The 15,805-nt window shown below is 67.9% G+C and carries 15 protein-coding genes; 9 read left to right on the forward strand and 6 right to left on the reverse strand.

Translation table 11 applies throughout. The features are described 5' to 3' along the window. Positions 1 to 49 precede the first annotated feature (49 nt). The 3 genes from mreD to EJP67_RS14400 form a co-directional block, all read right to left on the reverse strand. The gene (gene mreD / locus EJP67_RS14390; RefSeq protein ID WP_019655414.1) at positions 50 to 571 is read right to left on the reverse strand and encodes a rod shape-determining protein MreD; all 522 of its coding nucleotides are present in this window, start codon (positions 569 to 571) and stop codon (positions 50 to 52) included. After that, a complete protein-coding gene (gene mreC / locus EJP67_RS14395; RefSeq protein WP_126022393.1) occupies positions 568 to 1,527 on the reverse strand; it encodes a rod shape-determining protein MreC in 960 nt (319 codons plus the stop codon). The genes mreD and mreC overlap by 4 nt, the downstream gene beginning before the upstream one ends. A gap of 86 nt (positions 1,528 to 1,613) precedes the next feature. Continuing rightward, the gene (locus EJP67_RS14400) at positions 1,614 to 2,657 is read right to left on the reverse strand and encodes a rod shape-determining protein (RefSeq protein ID WP_007833435.1); all 1,044 of its coding nucleotides are present in this window, start codon (positions 2,655 to 2,657) and stop codon (positions 1,614 to 1,616) included. A gap of 215 nt (positions 2,658 to 2,872) precedes the next feature. On the opposite strand from EJP67_RS14400, the gene gatC reads away from it, so the two are divergent. Genes gatC through gatB form a run of 3 tightly spaced genes read left to right on the forward strand, consistent with a single transcriptional unit; the run spans position 2,873 to position 6,178 of the window. Then, a complete protein-coding gene (gatC, locus tag EJP67_RS14405; protein ID WP_126022394.1) occupies positions 2,873 to 3,172 on the forward strand; it encodes an Asp-tRNA(Asn)/Glu-tRNA(Gln) amidotransferase subunit GatC in 300 nt (99 codons plus the stop codon). Beyond that, on the forward strand, positions 3,172 to 4,686 hold the full coding sequence (gene gatA, locus EJP67_RS14410; protein ID WP_126022395.1) for an Asp-tRNA(Asn)/Glu-tRNA(Gln) amidotransferase subunit GatA: 1,515 nt from the start codon (positions 3,172 to 3,174) through the stop codon (positions 4,684 to 4,686). The genes gatC and gatA overlap by 1 nt, the downstream gene beginning before the upstream one ends. Position 4,687: 1 nt before the next feature. Then, entirely contained in the window at positions 4,688 to 6,178 is a 1,491-nt protein-coding gene (gene gatB, locus EJP67_RS14415; protein ID WP_126022396.1) for an Asp-tRNA(Asn)/Glu-tRNA(Gln) amidotransferase subunit GatB, read from the forward strand. Between the two features lie 100 nt (positions 6,179 to 6,278). On the opposite strand, the gene EJP67_RS14420 is transcribed toward gatB, so the two are convergent. Together EJP67_RS14420 and pyrE are read right to left on the reverse strand one after the other, a co-directional pair. Beyond that, on the reverse strand, positions 6,279 to 6,908 hold the full coding sequence (locus EJP67_RS14420; protein ID WP_126022397.1) for a DUF4124 domain-containing protein: 630 nt from the start codon (positions 6,906 to 6,908) through the stop codon (positions 6,279 to 6,281). 92 nt (positions 6,909 to 7,000) lie between these two features. Then, positions 7,001 to 7,690 (reverse strand): orotate phosphoribosyltransferase, encoded by a 690-nt coding sequence (pyrE, locus tag EJP67_RS14425; protein ID WP_126022398.1) that lies wholly within the window; start codon positions 7,688 to 7,690, stop codon positions 7,001 to 7,003. A 12-nt stretch (positions 7,691 to 7,702) separates the two neighbouring features. Between pyrE and EJP67_RS14430 the strand changes: the two genes are divergently transcribed. Genes EJP67_RS14430 through EJP67_RS14445 form a run of 4 tightly spaced genes read left to right on the forward strand, consistent with a single transcriptional unit; the run spans position 7,703 to position 12,548 of the window. Next, entirely contained in the window at positions 7,703 to 8,506 is an 804-nt protein-coding gene (locus EJP67_RS14430; RefSeq protein WP_126022399.1) for an exodeoxyribonuclease III, read from the forward strand. 17 nt (positions 8,507 to 8,523) lie between these two features. Continuing rightward, a complete protein-coding gene (locus EJP67_RS14435) occupies positions 8,524 to 9,759 on the forward strand; it encodes a hypothetical protein (protein WP_126022400.1) in 1,236 nt (411 codons plus the stop codon). Next, entirely contained in the window at positions 9,753 to 10,529 is a 777-nt protein-coding gene (locus EJP67_RS14440) for a DUF1266 domain-containing protein (protein ID WP_126022401.1), read from the forward strand. Before EJP67_RS14435 ends, EJP67_RS14440 begins: the two co-directional genes overlap by 7 nt. Before the next feature lie 39 nt (positions 10,530 to 10,568). Then, a complete protein-coding gene (locus EJP67_RS14445) occupies positions 10,569 to 12,548 on the forward strand; it encodes a DUF4034 domain-containing protein (protein WP_126022402.1) in 1,980 nt (659 codons plus the stop codon). Positions 12,549 to 12,551: 3 nt separating this feature from the next. On the opposite strand, the gene EJP67_RS14450 is transcribed toward EJP67_RS14445, so the two are convergent. Further along, on the reverse strand, positions 12,552 to 13,445 hold the full coding sequence (locus EJP67_RS14450) for a LysR family transcriptional regulator (protein ID WP_126022403.1): 894 nt from the start codon (positions 13,443 to 13,445) through the stop codon (positions 12,552 to 12,554). 104 nt (positions 13,446 to 13,549) lie between these two features. On the opposite strand from EJP67_RS14450, the gene EJP67_RS14455 reads away from it, so the two are divergent. Together EJP67_RS14455 and EJP67_RS14460 are read left to right on the forward strand one after the other, a co-directional pair. Beyond that, positions 13,550 to 14,788 carry a flavin-dependent oxidoreductase gene (locus EJP67_RS14455; protein WP_126022404.1) on the forward strand — a complete coding sequence of 413 codons (1,239 nt, stop codon included), beginning with the start codon at positions 13,550 to 13,552 and terminating at the stop codon, positions 14,786 to 14,788. A 42-nt stretch (positions 14,789 to 14,830) separates the two neighbouring features. Next, the gene (locus EJP67_RS14460) at positions 14,831 to 15,799 is read left to right on the forward strand and encodes a Bug family tripartite tricarboxylate transporter substrate binding protein (RefSeq protein ID WP_126022405.1); all 969 of its coding nucleotides are present in this window, start codon (positions 14,831 to 14,833) and stop codon (positions 15,797 to 15,799) included. Positions 15,800 to 15,805 lie beyond the last annotated feature (6 nt).

Below are 15,805 nucleotides of genomic sequence, written 5' to 3' on the forward strand. Positions count from 1 at the left end.
GGAGCTTAGGCGCGCGCAGGTGCGAAGGCAAATGCGGGAGGGGCTGGGCTTAGAGGGGCCGGTTCTCGTCCGGTTCCGGCGTTCTGCGCTGGGGGGCCAGCAGCAGTGCGGTCGCCAGCGGCCACAGCGCCGCCTCGATGGCCGGCGAGGCGAGCACCGTCCAGCCCGGGAACACGCCGCCGCCGATCATCCGCGTGACCACCTCGATCAGCTGCGAGAGCGCGAAGAGCGGCAGCACCTGCAGCGCCTGCGAGGCCACCGGATACCACAACAGCCGCCGGTGGATGGTGATCGCGAAGAAGCCCAGCGTGGTGTAGGAGAGCGCGTGCTGCCCCAGCATCGACGACTGGTGCACGTCCATGCACAGGCCGAACACGAAGGCCGCGCCGATACCCACGCGCGCGGGCTGGTGCACGCCCCAGAAAACGATGACGAGCGCCAGCAGGTCGGGCATCCAGACGGCGCGGCCGATCGGGATCATGTTGATGAGCAGCGCCACCACGAGGCTGCTCCACATGAAGACCGGGCTGACGGGCAGCAGCAGCTGCTGCTGGCCTGGACGCTTGATCATGGGCGCGCTCCCGGTTTCTTCTCGTTCTTGCCGGCGCCGGGCTTGCCCTCGGGGCGCTTGCGCTGGGTGACGGCGGGTGCCGGGGGCGGCGGCGCCGCGGGCGTGCCGGTGGGTTCGAGCACCAGCACGTAGCGCGCGGCCGTCACGTGGGCCAGCGGCAGGCAGTAGATGCGGGCGAAGGCGGAGTCGGCACGCCGCTCGATGCGCTCGATCTTCGCCACCGGCAGGCCGGCGGGGTAGATGCCGTCGACGCCGCTGGTGGAAAGCAGGTCGCCCTCCTGCAGGTCGGCGTTGGCGGCCATGAAGCGCAGTTCCAGCCCGCCGCCGTGCGCCGAAGCGTCGCCGAAGGCCACGCTGCGCACGCCGGTGCGGGTGTTCTGCACGGGAATGGAAAGGTCGCGGTCGATCACCAGCGTGACCTCGCTCGTGAAGGGCAGCACCTGCGTGACCTGCCCGAGCACGCCGCGCGCGTCGATCACCGGCGAGCCGGGCTGCACGCCCTGGGCCATGCCCTGGTCAATGACGATCTTGCGCGTGTAGGGGTCTGCAGCGTCGTAGAGCACCTCGGCGGCGCGGCCCGGCGTGGTGGTGGTCTGGCGCAGTTCGAGCAGTTCGCGCAGGCGGGCGTTGTCCTGCGCCAGCGTGTCGGCCTGGGCCGCGCGCTCGGCCTGCGCCATCAGCGCCTTGCGGGCGTCTTCCTCGTTGCGCTGCGCGGTCTGCAGGTCTTCGAAATAGCGTCCGCCGCCCAGCACCGCCTGCACCGGCTTCAGCGCCACCCACTGCACCGGATAGAGCACGGCCCCGACAGCGGCCCGGATCGGCTGCACGATGTGGAAGCGCGCGTCGGCCACCATGAGGAACAGGGAGAGCGCGCCGAAGAAGATCAGCTTGCTGAGTGCCGACTGGCCCTGGTTGAACAGGGGTGGCGCTGTGCGATCGAGCGTGCCCAGGGGCATGAATTCAGACTCGGCGGTGGTGCGGAATCAAATAACAAAAAGCCGGCCTGCGCAAGCAGAGGCCGGCCGATGATGGCTTTCGCCCCTTACTCGCTCGTGAAGATGCTGCCCAGGCGGTCCATGCGTTCAAGGGCGATGCCGCAGCCGCGCACCACGCAGGTCAGCGGATCTTCGGCCACCAGCACCGGCAGGCCGGTTTCCTCGGCCAGCAGGCGGTCGAGGTCGCGCAGCAGCGCGCCGCCGCCGGTCAGCATCATGCCGCGCTCGGCGATGTCGGCGCCCAGTTCGGGCGGCGTCTGCTCCAGCGCGTTCTTCACGGCCGAGACGATGTTGTTGAGCGGATCGGTCAGGGCTTCCAGCACTTCGTTGCTGCTGATGGTGAAGCTGCGCGGCACGCCTTCGGAGAGGTTGCGGCCCTTGACTTCCATTTCCTTGACTTCGGAGCCCGGGAAAGCCGAGCCGATGTTCTTCTTGATGACTTCGGCCGTCGGCTCGCCGATCAGCATGCCGTAGTTGCGGCGGATGTAGTTGATGATGGCTTCGTCGAAGCGGTCGCCGCCCACGCGCACGGAGCCCTTGTAGACCATGCCGCCCAGGCTGATGACGCCCACCTCGGTGGTGCCGCCGCCGATGTCCACCACCATCGAGCCCGAGGCCTCGCTGACGGGAAGGCCGGCGCCGATGGCCGCGGCCATGGGCTCCTCGATGAGGTAGACGGAGGTGGCGCCTGCCGCCTCGGCCGCGTCCTTGATGGCGCGGCGCTCGACCTGGGTGGAGCCGCAGGGCACGCAGATGATGATGCGCGGGCTCGGCGTGAGCAGCGTGCGCGGGTGCACCATCTTGATGAACTGCTTGATCATCTGCTCGGTGATCACGAAGTCGGCGATCACGCCGTCCTTCATCGGGCGGATCGCCTCGATGTTGCCGGGCACCTTGCCCAGCATCGCCTTGGCTTCGCGGCCGACGGCCTGGATCACCTTCTTGCCATGCGGACCGCCTTCGTGGCGGATTGCGACGACCGAGGGCTCATCGAGCACGATACCCTTGTTGCGGGCGAATATCAGGGTGTTGGCGGTGCCGAGGTCGATCGCAAGGTCGGTGGAGAAGTACCGACGGAAAGCTCCAAACATGTGCGGAATCCTCTGAGCACGGCCTGCGCATCGGCAGGTCGTCGCTCTATTTTTTGGGTCGTTTGACGGGGTGAATTGATCGTTTTTGGCGCAAAAGCCGGCGCGTTCGCGGGGGTTGCGGCAAAGGCGGGATAATACCCGAATCCCCTCTGATTCCCGTATTAGCACCGGCTCCCGCGTGCGAATACCTCCGCTTTTTTGGGCCGTTCCGACCTATGTCTCTCTCCGCTTCCGATATTGCGCGCATCGCCTCGCTGGCGAGGCTGCAGCTGGCTCCCGATGAAAGCGAGCGCATGCTCAGCCAGATCAACGGCTTTTTCGACTTAGTCGAACGTATGCGTTCCGTCGACACCACCGGCGTCGAACCGCTGGCCCATCCGGTGGCCGCCCTCGAAGACATCACGCTGCGCCTGCGCGACGACGTGGTGAGCGAACCCAATAACCGCGAAGCCAACCAGAAGAGCGCCCCGGCCGTCGAAGCCGGCCTTTTCCTCGTGCCCAAGGTAATCGAATGATGAGCAGCAGCGGTGAATTGCACCAATTGAGCGTTGTCGAGCTGGCGAAGGCGCTGGCCGAACGCAAGGTTTCGGCCGTCGAGGCCTCGCAGGCCTTCCTGGGCCGCATGAAGGCGCACCAGTCGCTGGGCACTTTCGTCGACGTGAACGAGGAAGTCACGCTGGCCCAGGCGCGCGCCGCCGACGCGCTCATCGCCAAGGGCGACGCCCCGGCGCTGGCCGGCGTGCCCATTGCGCACAAGGACATCTTCGTCACCACCGACTTCGCCACCACCGCCGGCTCGAAGATGCTCGCGGGCTACCGCTCGCCCTTCGACGCCACCGTGGTGCGCCGCCTGGCCGAGGCCGGCGCGGTCACGCTGGGCAAGCTGAGCTGCGACGAGTTCGCCATGGGCTCGGCCAACGAGAACGTCGCCGTGCCCGCCGTGGGCCACGACAAGGCCGTGCCGGTGCGCAACCCCTGGAACACCGAGCGCATTCCGGGCGGCTCCTCCGGCGCCAGCGCGGCTGCGGTGGCTGCACGGCTGGCCCCCGCGGCCACCGGCACCGACACCGGCGGCTCGATCCGCCAGCCCGCCTCCTTCTGCGGCATCACCGGCATCAAGCCCACCTACGGCCGCGCCTCGCGCTACGGCATGGTGGCCTTCGCATCGAGCCTCGACCAGGCCGGCCCGATGGCCCGCTCGGCCGAAGACTGCGCGCTGCTGCTGTCGGCCTTCTGCGGCCCCGACCTCGACCGCGACTCCACCTCGCTCGACAAACCCGCCGAGAACTTCAGCCGCTCGCTGAACGACTCGCTCGAAGGCCTGCGCATCGGCGTGCCGAAGGAGTTCTTCGGCGAAGGCGTGGCGCCCGGCGTGCGCGCGGCCATCGACGCGGCGCTCGCGCAGTACGAGAAGCTCGGCGCAAAGCGCGTCGAGGTCACGCTGCCGCGCACCGAGCTGTCGATTCCCGTGTACTACATCCTCGCCGCGGCCGAGGCCTCGAGCAACCTGAGCCGCTTCGACGGCGTGAAGTTCGGCCACCGCGCCAAGGACTTCATCGACCCCGCGAGCAGGAAGAGCGCGCTCACGCAGATGTACGAACGCACCCGCGCCGAAGGCTTCGGCGACGAAGTGAAGCGCCGCATCATGATCGGCACCTACGTGCTGTCGCACGGCTACTACGACGCCTACTACCTGCAGGCGCAAAAAGTACGCCGCATGATCGCCGACGACTTCCAGCAGGCCTTCAGGCAGTGCGACATGATCGCCGGCCCCGCCGCGCCCACCACCGCCTGGAAGATCGGCGAGCACGGCGACGACCCCGTGGCCGACTACCTCGCCGACATCTTCACGCTGCCCGCATCGCTGGCCGGCCTGCCCGGCATGAGCGTGCCCGCGGGCTTCGACGGCGGCATGCCCGTGGGCCTGCAGCTGATCGGCAACTACTTCGGCGAAGCGAAGCTGCTGAACGCGGCGCACCGCTTCCAGCAGGCCACCGACTGGCACGCCCGCACGCCGGAGGGCTTCTGAAATGAGCGAGACAGTGAACACCTTCGAAGCACAACAACAGGGCCGCCCGACCGGCCCGCTGGTGCGCGGCTATGAAGTCATCATCGGCTTCGAGACGCACGCACAGCTCTCCACCGCGAGCAAGATCTTCAGCCGCGCCTCCACAGCCTTCGGCGCCGAGCCCAACACGCAGGCCTGCGCGGTCGACCTGGCGCTGCCCGGCACGCTGCCCGTGATGAACAAGGGCGCGGTCGAACGCGCCATCAAGCTCGGCCTGGCGCTGGGCTCGCACATCGCGCCGCGCAGCGTGTTCGCGCGCAAGAACTACTTCTATCCCGACCTGCCCAAGGGCTACCAGATCAGCCAGTTCGAGATTCCCGTGGTGCAAGGCGGCGCGGTGACGTTCTTCGTGGGCGAGGAGCAGAAGACGGTGCGCCTGGTGCGCGCCCACCTCGAGGAAGACGCAGGCAAGTCGCTGCACGAGGACTTCGTCGGCCAGAGCGGCATCGACCTGAACCGCGCCGGCACGCCGCTGCTGGAGATCGTGACCGAGCCCGACATGCGCTCGACCGCCGAGGCCGTGGCCTATGCGAAGGAGCTGCACAAGATCGTCACCTGGATCGGCATCTGCGACGGCAACATGCAGGAAGGCAGCTTCCGCTGCGACGCCAACGTGTCGGTGCGCCGCCCCGGCGAGAAGCTCGGCACGCGCCGCGAGATCAAGAACCTGAACAGCTTCAAGTTCATGCAGCAGGCGATCGACTACGAGATCCGCTGGCAGATCGACGAGATCGAGGACGGCCGCGCCATCGAGCAGGCCACGGTGCTCTTCGACCCCGACACCGGAGAGACGCGCGCCATGCGCGCCAAGGAAGACTCGGCCGACTACCGCTACTTCCCCGACCCCGACCTGCCCCCGCTGGTCATCGCCGCCGACTGGATCGAGCGCGTGAAGGCCGAAATGCCCGAGCTGCCGCGCGCAATGGCCGAGCGCTATGTGCGCGACCATGGCCTTTCGGAATACGACGCGGCGCAGCTCACGCAGAGCGCCGCGCTCGCCGGCTATTTCGACGAAGCCGTGAAGGCAGGCGCCACGCCCAAGCTCGCGAGCAACTGGATCACCGGCGAGATGGCGCGCCGCCTGAACGCCGCCGAGATCGGCATCGAGGCCGCGCCGGTGAAGGCGCAGCAACTCGCGCAGCTGGTCAAGCGCATCGCCGACGGCACCTTGCCCAACAACGCCGCGCGCCAGGTGTTCGAGGCCCTGTGGACCGGCGAAGGCAGCGACGTCGACGCGATCATCGAAGCCAAGGACCTGAAGCCGATGAACGACACCGGCGCGCTCGACAAGATCCTCGACGAGGTGATCGCGAAGAACGCAAAGAACGTCGAGGAATACCGCGGTGGCAAGGAGAAGGCCCTCAACGCCCTCGTCGGCCAGGTCATGAAGGCCAGCGGCGGCAAGGCGAACCCGGCGCAGGTCACCGAGTTGCTGAAGGCCAAGCTCAGCTAAGTCTTTTCGGGGAACACCGCGGATCCGGCTTTGTCGGGCCGCAGGTGTTGCCCCCCGCAGGGGGTTGGCGAAGCGACACGAAGTGCGCGCAGCCTGGGGGTTACCTGGGATTTCCGCCGTTCTGCGGGGTCCAGAGCGCCTTCAGGCGCGTGCGCTCCTCGTCGAAGCGCGCATTCACCCGCTTCTTCTCGTCTTCCTGCTCCGCGATGAAGCGGTTCTGCACCGCCACGCTCTTCGTGTTCTCGTCGATCCTGCGGCGCAGCGCGGCCGGGGCCTTGGTGGGGTCCTGCTTGTAGAACTCCATCTCCTCGTCGATCTTCTTGCGGTCTTCACTGAGCTCGGAGATGCGTTTCTTCGCCGCCTCCGACACGGCATCGATCTGCGACAACGCCTCGGCGCGTTCACGGTCGTGCGTGGCGCTGTTGGGGTAGCGCACCAGCAGCGCACGCTCGCGGCGCCGCTCGTCGGTCTGGCGCGCCGCCACGATGGCGGCCTCGCGGGCGCGGTCTTCGCGCTCCTGCAGTTCGCGCGCGGTGTAGGTGGGTTCCAGCTTGCGGCGGGTCGAGCCGCTCGGATTGAGCTCGCGCTGCTCGCGGTCGCTGCACTCGGCGATGGGCCGGTCGGCCGTCAGGGTGCGGCCACGGGCGTCGGTGCAGGTGTAGATGCCGGGAGAGGCGCCTTCCACTTTCTGCGGTTGCGCCTGCAGCGCGCCGCAAAACGAGGAAGCCATTAGAAGAAATGATGCCGCCGCCAGCAGGCGGGCCGGTGAACCGTGAGCGTCGCGTGCGGGATGAGGATGGTGCATTCGGCGGCCCTGCGTCTTCAGCTGGCGCCGTAGCGCGCGCGGTAGGCCAGCACGCGCTCGCGGTGAGCACCCAGGTCGGCCGCGGCGTCGCCGGAGAGATAACTCAGCAGGTCGTCCAGCGTGGCGATGGCGATCACCGACAGGCCGAGCTGGTTGCGCACGTACTGCACGGCGCTGTGGTCCACGTCGACGCCGTTCTCGGTGGCCTTCTCCTGCCGGTCGAGCGCGATGGCCACGGCATGCGGCATGGCGCCCGCAGCCTCGATGGCGGCGATGGATTCGCGCACTGCGGTGCCGGCGGACATCACGTCGTCGACGATCAGCACGCGTCCTTTGAGCGGCGCGCCCACGAGGTTGCCGCCTTCGCCATGCGCCTTGGCTTCCTTGCGGTTGTAGGCAAAGGGATAGTTGCGGCCCCGGCGGGCCAGCTCGGCCGCCACCGTGGCGCCCAGCGGAATGCCCTTGTAGGCGGGGCCGAAGATCATGTCGAACTCGAGGCCGCTCTCGATCAGGCGGTCTGCATAGAATCCGGCGAGCCGGGCGATCTTGCCGCCGTCGTCGAAGAGTCCCGAGTTGAAGAAGTAGGGGCTCATCCGACCGGCCTTGGTCTTGAACTCCCCGAAACGCAGTACGCCGGCATCCAGGGCGAACTGGACGAAATCCTGGGCGATCGCGCTGCTTTTGCTTTTCTCACCATCTACAGCCATCGGAAATTCCTTGTGTTCAAACTGACCAGTCTCAATCTCAATGGCCTGCGTTCGGCCGCAACCAAAGGCGTGGCCGACTGGGTGGCCGAACTTGCGCCGGATTGTATTTGCATGCAGGAGATCCGCGTCCAGGCCAGCGACATCGAGGGCCGGTTCGAGGAAATGGCCGGCCTCAAGGGCCATTTCCACTTCGCCGAGAAGAAGGGCTACGCCGGCACCGCGGTCTACACCAAGCACGCTCCGAGCCAGGTCGTGGTGGGCTGGGGCGACGCCGAATTCGACGCCGAGGGCCGCTACCTCGAACTGCGCTTCGACACGCCCAAACGCAAGTTCTCCGTGATCAGCTGCTACTTCCCGAGCGGCAGCTCGGGCGAGGAACGGCAGGAGGCCAAGTTCCGTTTCCTCAAGGGCTTCTTCCCGCACCTGGTGGCCCTGAAGAAGGAGCGCGAGTTCGTGCTGTGCGGCGACATCAACATCGCCCATAAGGAGATCGACCTGAAGAACTGGCGCGGCAACCAGAAGAACAGCGGCTTCCTGCCCGAGGAGCGCGCCTGGATGACGAAGCTGCTCGATGCCGGCGCCGAGGGCGCGGGCCTGGTGGACGTCTACCGCATGCTCAAGCCCGACACCACGGCCGAGGCCTACACATGGTGGAGCAACCGCGGGCAGGCCTATGCGAACAACGTGGGATGGCGGCTGGACTACCACCTGGCCACGCCGAAGATCGCGGCGCTGGCGCGCACCGAGCAAATCTACAAAACCGTGAAGTTTTCGGACCATGCGCCGATCACGGTGGACTACGACTTCAAGCTGTAGGTCATCATCCGGGTCCGATGCCGCTGCCAGCACCCGCACCCAATCCTTCGCCAGCCAACGCCTATCTGCCACGCGACGTGGTCAACGCGCCCGAGGTCAAGGCAGCGATCACCCGGCGCAGCACCGAACGGGGCGACGAGCCCGACATGCAGGCGTGGCTGCGCAACCATTTCTTCCGCTGGGCGATCGGCAGCTTCGAGCATGTCGTGCCGCTGCGATCGATTGCCGACTATCAGGCCGTGACCGGCACCGGCGATCCGGTGCCGGAGTGGCTGGCCAGGCTCCTGCGGCCGTCCGCTGCCGGGGCCGGCAAGGACTGCTGGTATCTCGACCCCGAGCATCTCCTGCTGATCGAACGCGAGCGCGTGCTGGCCGAGTTCCTGCGTTCGCGGCGTGGCACGCGGCTCGAACAGAAGCTGCAACGCATCAACTGCTTCATGGCGCTGACGATGTGGGAGCAGGAGCACCAGCGCATGCAGTCGCGCCGCAGCAAGGGCTGGGTCCCCAGCAGCGGCCTGGCCCTGCGCGAAGTACTGCGCACGCCCAACGGCGTGATCTTCGAATTCGACGGCCGGCACGCCGCGCTGCGCGAGGAAATGGCGTACGAGTCCTACCACATGCAGCACTGCCTGGGCCAGTTCGCGAGCCTCAAGAAGCTCAGCGGCGGCTACGGAGAGCAGTACGCGCAGGCGGCGCAGGACGGCCGGCTGCGCCTGTTCACGCTGCGCAGCGCGGGCAACATGCCGCACGTGACCATCAGCCTCGCCGTGCATCCGGACGGCCTGCGCGTGGACCAGGTCAAGGGCAAGCAGAACCGCCACCCGATCCGCAAGTACGCGGACGACGTGCTGCAGTTCCTGCGCACCGTCGCGCCACGGGGCGAACGGCATCCCGACTGCGAAGGCATGGGCCTGGTGTTCGAGCCCCAGGCGACCGCGCAAGACCCATCCGCCGGCCGATGGAAGTTCGTTACCGAGGTGGGCGACGCCAACTATCTGCTCAGCGTGATGAGCGCCAACTTCCACCTGGCCGAGCACTTCGAGCAACCGCCGGCCGTGCTGCAATGGCTGTTGCTGCGCATTGCGCCAGGCGAACTGGCGCGGCTTCGGCAGATCGACCCGGGCGTGGCTGCAGCCGCGCGCCTCACGCTGCCGCAAGACGCGCTGCCGGCCGCACTGCGGGAGATGCCCGCGGGGGCCTGCGAGATCGAGGGCATTCCGCTCGATCTCGTCCGCAAAGGTGCCGCATGCTGACGGCGCTCGCGTGGCTCGCCGGCCTGGTGGTGCTCTTCATCGTGCTGCGCACGGCTGCCGTCTTGTGGGGCGTGGTGCGCGAAGGCGGCGGTCAGGACGGCAGCAACACGGCCTTGCCCGCCAGGGACGATCCCGCGCTGCGAGCCCTCCGCGCCAGGGCCGAAGCCGCGCCGCCCAATCGCCGCCGCTGGGCTCTTGCGCTCGGTGACATTCTGTCGATTCGCAACGGCCTTCCATGCAACGGCGACACGCTGGCGCTCGACCTTCCCGCGGACAGGCGCGAGCAGCTCGCGCGCCAGGTGCTGCGCGAAATGAACATCGCCGCCGACCTCCCCGCTTCGGCCATCGGCGCACGCATGCAGGAAGCGCTCGACGGCTGGGTCGGGGGCCTGGGGCGCTCGCACGACGGCTTCTACGAACAGCTCGCGGCACAAGGCCGCGTACGCGACGCGCTGGCGTTCGACTGCGCGCGCACGGCCTTCCTGGTGCGTTGCATCGCCCACCTCGGCTGGGTGCCGGAGGCACGCGCCTGGCTGGTGCTCTTTCTCAACGCGCAGCGCGCGCAGGACAGCTTCGAGAGCTGGGAAGACTTCGGCCTGGCCTACGCCCGGGCACGCGAGCACTGGCTGCGCATGAGCAACCAGGACGGCCCCGCCTCGACACGCGCCATGATGGAGGTGCACGAACACCTTCGCAACGCCGAAGGCAGCTGGCTCGCACTGCCCTGGAAGCGCTATCGCATCTTCGACCCCCAGCCTCGGCCCGCCTGACGAGTGCTGGCGTCTCATTTCCTTTTTGCAACTCACGCCATGACCACGATCGCTCCGATTCCTTCGCCGTGGAAAGTCTGCGACGCCAGTGCGCTGCTGCGCGCAGGCGACTACGACACGCTCGACCAGCTCTTCGATGAGGCGCTCGCCGCGAGCTTTCACGATCGCACCAGCGAGGAGCGGTACCACGCCGCACTGCCCGCCGACCTGAAGGACTGCATCGATTCGGGCTCCGAAGGACTGGCGCTTCTGCGCGCCTGGCAGGCGGCCCGACCGGAGTCGGCGCACGCATGGCTGTGCGAGGCGCACTACTGGTTCCACTGGGCCTACGAGTACCGGGGCTCCGGCTGGTCGAACACGGTGACCGAGCTGGGATGGACCTGCGCCCACGCCTGCTGCACGCACGCGGCGGTCTGCGCCATTCGGGCGCTGGAGCGAAGCCCCACGCTGTGGAGCGCGCCCGCCCTGCTGATGCAGAGCGTGGCCGCCTTCGAGGAGCCCGCATGGCTGTCGGAACTGGTGCGCAGCGGCCGCGGCCCGGCCGGCGAGCTGGCGCACGACCTTGCGCTCGAAGGCATGCCTGCCGACGCGCGCGACGAATTGCTGGGCATGCTCGCGCGCTCCGGCATCCGAGCCGACGAACGCATTGCCTGTCCTCGGACCGTACCCGAGTCCCTGCCGCCACCGATGCAAGGCAAGAAGCTGCTGAGCGGCAGGCAGTACTGGATGCACGCCACGATCCATCTGCATCCGCGGCTGTTCTTCTTCCTGCGCCAATGCATCTGGTTCATGCAGCCGCGCTGGGGCGGCAGCCACGACCGGGTGCGGGCCTTCATTGCTTCGCCCACTTGCGCGCACCTGGACGAGGTAGAGAAAGACCGGCTGCGCCACGAAATCTGGCGCGACGACCATCTTGGGAACGAAGTGGACGAGGACGACGATCCCGAAGACGTTCGCCAGTGGATCGAAGCCGCCCGCAAGCGCGCCGAAGAGGCCCTGTACCCTTATCACCGCTGGGAGACCCTGTACTGGATTTCCAGCGCCCACTACGAACGCGGTGATCAGCCGCAGGCTTTCGCCTTCCTCAAGGAAGCGGAGGCACACTGGCCCATCGAAGACGACGACGCGATGGTCCGGGCTGTGTTCTTGTCGTTCCAGCTCGAGCCGCAGGATCCGACGTGGCTGGGCCAGGCCATCGTGCGCAGCGCCAATGCCGGGGAATGCACTGCCGCGATGATCCTCCACGGGTACTGCAGCCTGAAGGGCCTGCTGGGCTTTGTTCCGAACGCGGAGGCCGCAGAAGCCTGGCTCGAGGCCGCGCGCCGGCACGCCCCCGGCTCGCTCGCATGGAACAAGGTGTCCTACGCGTTCCGCAGGGGCAATCGCGAAGCGGATGCATTCGAACTGGCGACCATGGGCCTGGCCGCGGGCGGCGATTCCTGCGACTACCTGCTTGGCCTGTTCCACGAGGAAGGCGTGCACGTCGCGCCCGACCTGGGCAAGGCCATTCGCTATTACGGCCAGACGGCCGAAGGCGGCGGCAACATGGGTGCATACAAGCTGGGTTACGCCAGCTACAACCTCGGCCAGGCCACCCAGGAACCGGCCGAGCGTTCACGTCTCCTGCGGCAGGCCGTGGAAGCCGCTCGCCAGGCACACGAACTGGGGCACTCCGAGGGCCTCGAAAGCATGCTGATGTTCATCGGCGCGCTGGAGGACGTTCCCGCGCGCCATGAATACCTCGAGCTGGTACGCGAACACGCACAGCAGGGCGATGCCACCGCCATGGCCACGATGTCGGTGCTGCTGGCTGACAGCGACGACAAGAAGCTCTACGACTACCGCGAAAGCGTGCGATGGATCATGGGCGCGCAGGCCGTCGCCCCCGAAAGCGAATACGTCCGGAACGTGACGAAGACCTGTCACCAGGACGGCTTCCTGTCGTCCACGCTCTACAAGCTCACGCGGCGCCAGATCAAGGCACACGAGATTCCCGGCGCCGACAACGCGATGGTCTGAGCTTCAGCGCGACAGCTCGGGCAGCGCCTTCTCCAGCGTGGCGACGAAGGCCTGCATCGCTTCCGTCTCGTACGCCCCGCGCTTGGTGACGCGGTAGAAGTCGAGCCCCACCTTCGGCTTGGTCAGCACGTCGGTGCGCACGCGGTGGCGGCGGCAGGCGGCGAGCGCGAAGGTCGGCATCACGGCGGTGCCGAAGCCGGCCTCCACCATCGAGATCAGCGTGCCGAAGAAGTTGAATGCGGTGCGCTGCGCATCGGCGCGGCCGATGGCGGCGAGATGCTGGTCGATCACCTTCTGGATCGGGTTGCCGGGCGGCAGCCCGACGAGCTCGGCGCCGCGCAATGCCGACCAGGGCGCGGTGCCTGTGGCCTGCGGCTCTCCGGCCTCCACGCGCATCAGGTGAAAGCGCCCCACCGGCTCGCGCGACAGCCCCGGCGCGGCCTTGAAGAAGAAGCCCAGGCCCACGTCGGCCTCGCCGGCGGCCACCATCGCCTCCACGTCGCGCAGGTCGGCGTCGAAGAGGCGCAGGGTCACCTGCGGATGCGCGGCGCGGAAGCTGGCGAACACCTGCGGCAGAAGGTTCGACGACACCAGCGGGGTGGCCGCGATGCGCAGCGTCTGGCGTGCCGCGTCGCCCTCGGCGCCCAGCTCGGCGGCCACGTCGTCGAGGTCGGTCACCATGCGCTCCACCACCGGCAGCAGGCGCCGGCCCGCGGGCGTGAGGCTCACCACGCGCGTGGTGCGGTCGAAGAGCCGGCAGCCCAGCTGCTTTTCCATTTCGCGGATCAGGATGCTGAGCCCCGCCTGCGTGATGTGCGCCTGCTCTGCTGCGCGGGTGAAGTTGCCCACGCGCGCCACCTGGAGGAAAGCGCGCAGCTGGCGGGTCGATAGATTCATATGAATTCATGATAAATCCATATCACATCTAAATTTCCCAAATAATCGATCCGCGTTCCTAATGCGGGCCGAGACAAAGCAACGCGTCGCAACGACCGATCATCATGAGCAACGAAGTCATCATCCTGGGCGCCGGCATCGGCGGCCTCACCCTCGCGCTGAGCCTGCACCAGGCTGGCATTCCCTGCCGCGTGTACGAAGCCGTGCCCGAACTCAAGCCGCTGGGCGTGGGCATCAACCTGCTGCCGCACGCGGTGCGCGAACTCACCGAACTCGGGCTGCTGGAGGCCCTCGACAAGGTGGGCGTGCGCACGAAGGAAGCCGTGTTCTTCACCGAGCACGGCCAGCTGGTGTTCCGCGAGGCGGCGGGCCAGCATGCGGGCTACGACTGGCCCCAGTTCTCCATCCACCGCGGCGACCTGCAGACGGTGCTGTACGAAGAGACGCTCAAGCGCCTCGGCCCCGACAGCGTGGTGTGCGGCCGCCGCTGCACGCACGTGGAGCAGGACGCGGACGGCGTCACCGTGCATTTCGCCGATGCGCCACCTGTGCGCGGCGCAGTCGCCGTGGGCTGCGACGGCATCCACTCGGCGCTGCGCAAGCAGCTCTATCCGGACGAAGGCGCGCCGCGCTACTCGGGCATCAACATGTGGCGCGGCACCGCGCGCTGGAAGCCTTTCCTCTCCGGCGGAAGCATGGTGCGCGCGGGCTGGCTCTCGGTCGGCAAGATGGTGATCTACCCGATCCGCGAGAACATCGACGCCGAGGGCCACCAGCTGGTGAACTGGGTCGCCGAAATCCACGCGCCGCAGCCCGCCATGCGCGACTGGAGCCGCGCGGGCCGGCTCGAAGACTTCCTGCCGGCCTTCGCCGACTGGCATTTCGACTGGCTCGACGTGCCCGCGCTGATCCTCGCCTCGGACACCATCCTCGAATATCCGATGGTCGACCAAGACCCGCTGCCCCGCTGGACGCACGGCCGCCTCACGCTGCTGGGCGACGCCGCGCACCCGATGGTTCCGCGCGGCTCCAACGGCGCGGGGCAGGCCATCATCGATGCGCGCTACCTCGCGGGTGCGCTGAAGAAGATGGGCGTCGGAACGGCCGCGCTCGAAGACTACGACCGCGTGCGCGTCAAGGCCACCACCGACGTGGTGCTGACCAACCGCAGCAATCCGCCCGACGCCATCCTGCGCGAAGTGTTCGAGCGCTCGGGCGGCAAGCGCTTCGGGAGCATCGAGCAGGTCGTGCCCGTTGCCGAGCTGCAGGCCATCTCGGACAACTACAAGCGCGTGGCGGGCTACGACCCTGCCGCCCTGAAGGCGCGCGCCTCCTACCTTTGAACCGACAGGCAACCCCGGAAGAACACGGAGACTGAAAAGACCATGCGATCGCTGATCAAGAAGACCCTCGCCGCCCTGCTCGTCATGGCAGGCACCGCTACCACCGCATTCGCCTGGCCCGACCAGGCCATCACGCTGGTGGTGCCCTACACCCCCGGCACCGGCATCGACCTGATCGCCCGCCAGCTCTCGGCACGCCTGCCCGCGAAGCTGGGCCAGCCGGTGATCGTGGAGAACGTGGCCGGCGCCAGCGGCAACATCGGCAGCGAGCGCGTGGCGCGCGCCAAGCCCGACGGCTACACGCTGCTGGTGCAGGTCAACACGCTGGTGATGAACCGCAGCCTGTATCGCTCGCTGAGCTACGACCCGGTGGCCGACTTCGCGCCCGTGTCGCTCACCTCGTGGGGCACGCTGCTGCTGGTGACCAACCCGAACGTGCAGAAGGTGTCGTCGGTGCAGCAGATGGTGAGCGCGGCCAAGGCCGAGCCCGGCAAGCTGACCTACGCCACCCCGGGCGTGGGCACGCCGCACCACCTGTCGATGGCGCTGCTCATGCAAGGCACCGGCACCGATCTGCTGCACGTGCCGTACAAGGGCACGGCTGGCGCGGTGACCGACCTGCTGGGCGGGCGCATCGACTACATGTTCCTGCCGGTGCACGTGGCGCTGCAGCACATCCAGGCCGGCAAGCTCAAGGCCATCGCCACCGGCAGCGGCAAGCGCCTGCCGCAGCTGCCCGACGTGCCCACGCTCGCCGAGGCCGGCGTGACCGCCGACAACGTCGACATGTGGTACGGCGTGCTCGCGCCCAAGGGCACGCCCGCGGACGTGGTGGCGCGGCTGAACAAGGAGATCGCGGCGGTGCTGAAGCAGCCCGACGTGGCAAAGTCGTTCGAGTCGCAGGGCATGGTGCCGGCGAGCTCGACACCGGCGGAGTTCGGGGCGCTGCTCAAGAAGGATGCGGATCGGTGGGCAGCCGTGGTGAAGCGCGGCAACATCACTGCCGACTGAGGGCTT

The sequence above is a fragment of the Variovorax guangxiensis genome (assembly GCF_003952165.1).
Lineage (GTDB): Bacteria > Pseudomonadota > Gammaproteobacteria > Burkholderiales > Burkholderiaceae_C > Variovorax > Variovorax guangxiensis.

Coding starts and splice junctions, on each gene's coding strand:
- gatC (WP_126022394.1), top strand. CDS start 2,873: ATGTCTCTCTCCGCTTCCGATATTGCGCGCATCGCCTCGCTGGCGAGG.
- EJP67_RS14460 (WP_126022405.1), top strand. CDS start 14,831: ATGCGATCGCTGATCAAGAAGACCCTCGCCGCCCTGCTCGTCATGGCA.
- EJP67_RS14445 (WP_126022402.1), top strand. CDS start 10,569: ATGACCACGATCGCTCCGATTCCTTCGCCGTGGAAAGTCTGCGACGCC.
- mreD (WP_019655414.1), bottom strand. CDS start 571: ATGATCAAGCGTCCAGGCCAGCAGCAGCTGCTGCTGCCCGTCAGCCCG.
- EJP67_RS14420 (WP_126022397.1), bottom strand. CDS start 6,908: ATGGCTTCCTCGTTTTGCGGCGCGCTGCAGGCGCAACCGCAGAAAGTG.
- EJP67_RS14400 (WP_007833435.1), bottom strand. CDS start 2,657: ATGTTTGGAGCTTTCCGTCGGTACTTCTCCACCGACCTTGCGATCGAC.
- mreC (WP_126022393.1), bottom strand. CDS start 1,527: ATGCCCCTGGGCACGCTCGATCGCACAGCGCCACCCCTGTTCAACCAG.
- EJP67_RS14450 (WP_126022403.1), bottom strand. CDS start 13,445: ATGAATCTATCGACCCGCCAGCTGCGCGCTTTCCTCCAGGTGGCGCGC.
- gatB (WP_126022396.1), top strand. CDS start 4,688: ATGAGCGAGACAGTGAACACCTTCGAAGCACAACAACAGGGCCGCCCG.
- gatA (WP_126022395.1), top strand. CDS start 3,172: ATGAGCAGCAGCGGTGAATTGCACCAATTGAGCGTTGTCGAGCTGGCG.
- EJP67_RS14440 (WP_126022401.1), top strand. CDS start 9,753: ATGCTGACGGCGCTCGCGTGGCTCGCCGGCCTGGTGGTGCTCTTCATC.
- EJP67_RS14455 (WP_126022404.1), top strand. CDS start 13,550: ATGAGCAACGAAGTCATCATCCTGGGCGCCGGCATCGGCGGCCTCACC.
- pyrE (WP_126022398.1), bottom strand. CDS start 7,690: ATGGCTGTAGATGGTGAGAAAAGCAAAAGCAGCGCGATCGCCCAGGAT.
- EJP67_RS14435 (WP_126022400.1), top strand. CDS start 8,524: ATGCCGCTGCCAGCACCCGCACCCAATCCTTCGCCAGCCAACGCCTAT.